This is a genomic window from Mycobacterium sp. (genome assembly GCF_040509115.1).
Taxonomy (GTDB): domain Bacteria; phylum Actinomycetota; class Actinomycetes; order Mycobacteriales; family Mycobacteriaceae; genus Mycobacterium.
Map to the genome: position 1 here is coordinate 1 of NZ_JBEVLO010000150.1, position 4920 is coordinate 4920.

Sequence of the window (4920 nt, forward strand, 5' to 3'; positions counted from 1 at the left end):
CGTCAGCGCAGGATCGTGGCGACGATCCCCGCAAGGTAGCCCAGCCGCGCCACTTCCGACGGGCGAAAGGCCGGCCCGCCGGGGCGTCCGAGGATGACGGCGGTGTGATGGTCGCCGAGCGGCGCCGCGGCCAGTGTGGTGTCGAAGTCGCGCCAGATCTGAGGAACCCAGTCGGCGGTGCCGTCCAGTGCCTCGGCATGATCGAGCGGTAGCCAGGGGGCGGACTCCGCGGCCGTCTCGGGTGCTCCCGGGCTGCCTGCGACGATGCCCAAGCCGGTCTCGCCGAGTCGTAGCACCATGCACCAGCCGACCCGAAGCACCTTGGGCGCCTCGTCGGCCAGTACCTGCAGCTTGTCCTGCTTCTGCGCGGCCGCGATGTGGTCGATCAACTCCAGCTCGCGGTGCGCTTCGAGTAGACCGGTGTGCGGCCGGATGCTGTCGACGTAGACGCCGCTGAGCTTCTCCGCCGCGGTGATCAACATGTCGGGCATCGCGCCGGGGGGTAGGTCCACGACGAGGTCGTCGACCGCGTAGCCCGCCGCCCGCTCCACCACGTCGAGGGACAAGATGTCGGCGCCCACCGACCCCAGCGCCACCGCGAGGGAGCCTAGGCTGCCGGGCCGGTCCTCCAGCTGGACCCGCAGCAGATATGACGGCACGCGCAACACTGTTTCACGAAGGGCGGGACCCGAGCGACTCGGAAACCGCGCACCGCACTGCCTACGAGCACGCGGCGCACGTCACGGAGACCGTCATGACTAGGCTTCGTGGTCGTGTCGAAGATCTCGCGGGACGACGTCGCCCACTTGGCGCGTCTGGCCCGGCTCTCCCTGACCGACGGCGAACTGATGAGTTTCGCCGGGCAGCTCGACGCCATCCTCGAGCACGTCGGCCAGATCCAGGCGGTCGACGTCACTGGGGTCGAGGCCACCGACAATCCCTTGAAGGACGTCAACGTGACAAGGCCGGATGCCGTGGCCCCAAGTCTCACTCAGGACGAGGCCCTCGCGGCCGCGCCCAACGCCGTCGACGGACGGTTCGCCGTTCCGCGCATCCTCGGAGAGGCCGAATGAGCGACCTGATCCGTCTCGATGCCGCGACCCTCGGCGCCAAGATCGCGTCGGGCGAGGTGAGCTCCACGGAGGTCACTCAGGCGCACCTCGACCAGATCGCCGCGACCGACGACGGCTACCACGCGTTCCTGCACGTCGCGACCGACGGCGCCCTGGCCGAGGCGGCCCGCATCGATGCCGCCGTGGCCGCAGGCGAGGAGTTGCCGTCGCCGTTGGCGGGGGTGCCGCTGGCGCTCAAGGACGTGTTCACCACGACCGACATGCCCACCACGTGCGGGTCCAAGATCCTCGAAGGCTGGCGCTCGCCGTACGACGCCACGGTGACGGCTCGGTTGCGCTCGGCGGGGATCCCGATCCTCGGCAAGACCAACATGGACGAGTTCGCGATGGGCAGCTCGACGGAGAACTCCGCCTACGGCCCCACCCGCAACCCGTGGAACGTCGACCGCGTCCCCGGCGGATCGGGGGGCGGCAGCGCCGCGGCGCTCGCCGCGTTCCAGGCCCCGCTTGCCATCGGCTCCGACACTGGCGGCTCGATCCGGCAACCCGCCGCCCTGACCGCCACCGTCGGGGTGAAGCCGACGTACGGGACCGTGTCGCGGTACGGGCTGATCGCGTGCGCGTCGTCCCTGGATCAGGGCGGCCCGTGCTCGCGCACGGTGCTGGACACCGCGCTGCTGCATCAGGTCATCGCCGGGCACGATCCCAGGGACTCCACCTCGGTGGACGCGGCCGTGCCCGACGTGGTCGGCGCGGCCAGGGCGGGCGCGACGGGCGACCTCAAGGGCATCCGGATCGGCGTCGTCAAGCAGTTGCGCAGCGGCGAGGGTTATCAGCCGGGCGTGCTGGCGTCGTTCAATGCCGCCGTCGACCAGCTCACGGCACTGGGGGCGGAGGTCACCGAGGTCGACTGTCCGAACTTCGACCACTCGATGGCCGCCTACTACCTGATCCTTCCGTCGGAGGTGTCCAGCAACCTGGCCCGCTTCGACGCGATGCGGTACGGCCTGCGGGTCGGCGACGACGGCACGCACAGCGCCGAAGAGGTGATGGCGTTGACCCGCGCCGCCGGGTTCGGCCCAGAAGTGAAGCGTCGCATCATGATTGGCACCTACGCCCTCTCAGCCGGGTACTACGACGCCTACTACAACCAGGCGCAAAAGGTGCGCACGCTGATCGCACGTGATCTCGAGCGCGCCTACCAGAACGTGGACGTCCTGGTCTCGCCTGCGACCCCGACGACTGCGTTCCCGTTGGGGGAGAAGGTCGACGATCCGCTGGCGATGTACCTCTTCGACCTCTGCACCCTGCCCCTGAACCTCGCCGGGCACTGCGGAATGTCGGTGCCGTCCGGCCTGTCCGAGGACGACGGTCTGCCCGTTGGCCTGCAGATCATGGCCCCCGCGTTGGCCGATGACCGGCTCTACCGCGTCGGCGCCGCCTACGAGGCGGCCCGCGGTCCGCTGCCGACCGCGATCTGACGAGGGAAGATGAACCGGACGCGAGGAGCAGAGGTGTTTCGAGCATGCGGACGCGAGGAGCAGTGAAGTAGATGCGCATTGGAATTCTCACCGGAGGCGGGGACTGCCCCGGCCTGAACGCGGTCATCCGGGCCATCGTGCGGACGTGTGACGTTCGATACAAGTCCTCGGTCGTCGGATTTCTCGACGGGTGGCGGGGTCTCATGGAGGACCGTCGCATCCAGCTCGCCAACGACGACCGCAACGACCGGTTGCTCGCCAAGGGCGGCACCATCCTCGGCACCGCGCGGGTCAACCCCGACAAGCTGCGCGCTGGCCTGGATCAGATCAAGCAGACGATGGACGACAACGGCATCGACGTGCTGATCCCCATCGGCGGGGAGGGCACGCTGACGGCGGCGCACTGGCTTTCCGAGGAGAACGTTCCCGTCGTCGGGGTGCCGAAGACCATCGACAACGACATCGACTGCACCGACGTGACGTTCGGTCACGACACGGCGCTGCAGGTCGCCACCGACGCGATCGACCGACTGCACAGCACGGCGGAATCCCATCAACGGGTGATGCTGGTCGAGGTGATGGGTCGCCACGCCGGGTGGATCGCCCTGAGCGCGGGGCTGGCCTCGGGCGCGCACATGACGTTGATCCCCGAGCAGCCGTTCGACGTCGAGGAGGTCTGCCGTCTGATCAAGCAGCGGTTCGTCCGCGGTGACTCCCACTTCATCTGCGTCGTCGCCGAGGGTGCCAAGCCCGCCGAGGACACGATGATGCTCCGCGACGGAGGCATCGACGAGTTCGGCCACGTGAAGTTCACCGGTGTGGCGCACCAGCTGGGCGTCGAGATCGAGAAGCGGATCAAGAAGGAGGTGCGCACCACGGTGCTCGGACACGTGCAGCGAGGCGGCACTCCGACGGCCTACGACCGGGTGCTGGCCACCCGCTTCGGGGTGAACGCCGCCGACGCCGCGCACTCGGGTGAATACGGGATGATGGTGTCGCTGCGGGGGCAGGAAATCGGCCGGGTGCCGCTCGCCGAGGCCGTCAAGCAGCTGAAGTTGGTACCGCAGAGCCGCTACAACGACGCCGCCGAGTTCTTCGGCTGATCGGCCTCACTAGGATTGGGTCATGTCTGTCGCGTCTGCCGAACTGCTCGACTACGACGAGGTCATCGCCCGCTACGAGCCGGTGATGGGCATGGAGGTCCACGTCGAACTCTCGACGGCGACCAAGATGTTCTGCGGTTGCGCCAACGAGTTCGGCGCCGAGCCCAACACCCACGTCTGCCCGGTGTGCCTCGGACTGCCGGGATCGCTGCCGGTGGTCAACGGCTCCGCCGTCGAATCGGCGATCCGCATCGGCCTGGCGTTGAACTGTGCCATCGCGCCGTGGGGCAGGTTCGCTCGCAAGAACTACTTCTACCCCGATCAGCCGAAGAACTATCAGATCAGCCAGTACGACGAGCCGATCGCGGTCAACGGCTACCTCGACGCCCCGCTCGACGACGGTACGACGTGGCGCGTCGAGATCGAGCGTGCCCACATGGAGGAGGACACCGGCAAGCTGACTCACCTTGGCAGCGACACCGGTCGCATCGAGGGCGCCACCACGTCGCTGCTCGACTTCAACCGGGCTGGGGTGCCGCTCGTCGAGATCGTGACCAAGCCCATCGAGGGAGCGGGCGCACGGGCTCCGGAGATCGCCCGCGCCTACGTCACCGCCTTGCGAGATCTGTTGCGCGGGTTGGACGTATCCGACGTGCGGATGGACCAGGGCTCGATGCGCTGCGATGCCAACGTTTCTCTGAAGCTCGTCGGTGCCCCCGAGTTCGGCACCCGCACCGAGACCAAGAACGTCAACTCGCTCAAGAGCGTCGAGGTCGCGGTGCGCTACGAGATGCGCCGTCAGGCAGCCGTTCTCGATGCCGGCGGCGAGATCATTCAGGAGACAAGGCACTTTCACGAGGACGGCTACACCAGCCCGGGCCGTCGCAAGGAGACCGCCGAGGACTACCGGTACTTCCCTGAGCCCGATCTGGAGCCCGTCGCGCCCAGCGACGAACTCGTCGAACGGTTGAGGGCCACCATTCCCGAGCTTCCGTGGTTGCAGCGCAACAGGATTCAGGCCGAATGGGGCATCTCCGACGAGGTGATGCGCGACCTCGTCAACAACGGAGTGCTCAATCTGGTGAGCGCGACGGTCGCCGCGGGGGCGTCGAGTGAAGCGGCCCGCGCCTGGTGGGGCAACTTCCTGGTGCAGAAGGCCAACGAGGCGGGGATCGACATCGACGCCTTGGCGATCTCGCCCACCCAGGTGGCCGCCGTGGTGAAGCTCGTCGACGACGGCAAGTTGTCGAACAAGTTGGCTCG

5 protein-coding genes are annotated in these 4920 nt (G+C 68.0%); 4 read left to right on the forward strand and 1 reads right to left on the reverse strand.

Going from position 1 to position 4920, the window contains the following annotated elements; all coding sequences use genetic code 11:
• Positions 1–2 precede the first annotated feature (2 nt).
• Complete coding sequence (locus ABW137_RS11190; protein WP_526399831.1) at positions 3–659, reverse strand: ACT domain-containing protein; 657 nt, start codon at positions 657–659, stop codon at positions 3–5.
• 114 nt (positions 660–773) lie between these two features.
• Here ABW137_RS11190 and gatC point away from each other — a divergent pair, with 114 nt between their 5' ends.
• The 4 genes from gatC to gatB all read left to right on the forward strand — a co-directional run.
• Positions 774–1073: an Asp-tRNA(Asn)/Glu-tRNA(Gln) amidotransferase subunit GatC gene (gene gatC, locus ABW137_RS11195; protein WP_526399833.1), complete on the forward strand. Its 300-nt coding sequence runs from the start codon at positions 774–776 to the stop codon at positions 1071–1073.
• Positions 1070–2554: an Asp-tRNA(Asn)/Glu-tRNA(Gln) amidotransferase subunit GatA gene (gatA, locus tag ABW137_RS11200; protein WP_526399835.1), complete on the forward strand. Its 1485-nt coding sequence runs from the start codon at positions 1070–1072 to the stop codon at positions 2552–2554. Before gatC ends, gatA begins: the two co-directional genes overlap by 4 nt.
• A gap of 71 nt (positions 2555–2625) precedes the next feature.
• Positions 2626–3657 carry a 6-phosphofructokinase gene (locus ABW137_RS11205; RefSeq protein ID WP_526399837.1) on the forward strand — a complete coding sequence of 344 codons (1032 nt, stop codon included), beginning with the start codon at positions 2626–2628 and terminating at the stop codon, positions 3655–3657.
• A 22-nt stretch (positions 3658–3679) separates the two neighbouring features.
• A partial coding sequence (gene gatB, locus ABW137_RS11210; RefSeq protein ID WP_526399839.1) for an Asp-tRNA(Asn)/Glu-tRNA(Gln) amidotransferase subunit GatB occupies positions 3680–4920 on the forward strand: 1241 nt, incomplete at its 3' end.

Bases quoted from the DNA above. Each gene is read 5' to 3' on its own strand.
- gatA (WP_526399835.1), top strand. From the start codon at position 1,070: ATGAGCGACCTGATCCGTCTCGATGCCGCGACCCTCGGCGCCAAGATC.
- ABW137_RS11205 (WP_526399837.1), top strand. From the start codon at position 2,626: ATGCGCATTGGAATTCTCACCGGAGGCGGGGACTGCCCCGGCCTGAAC.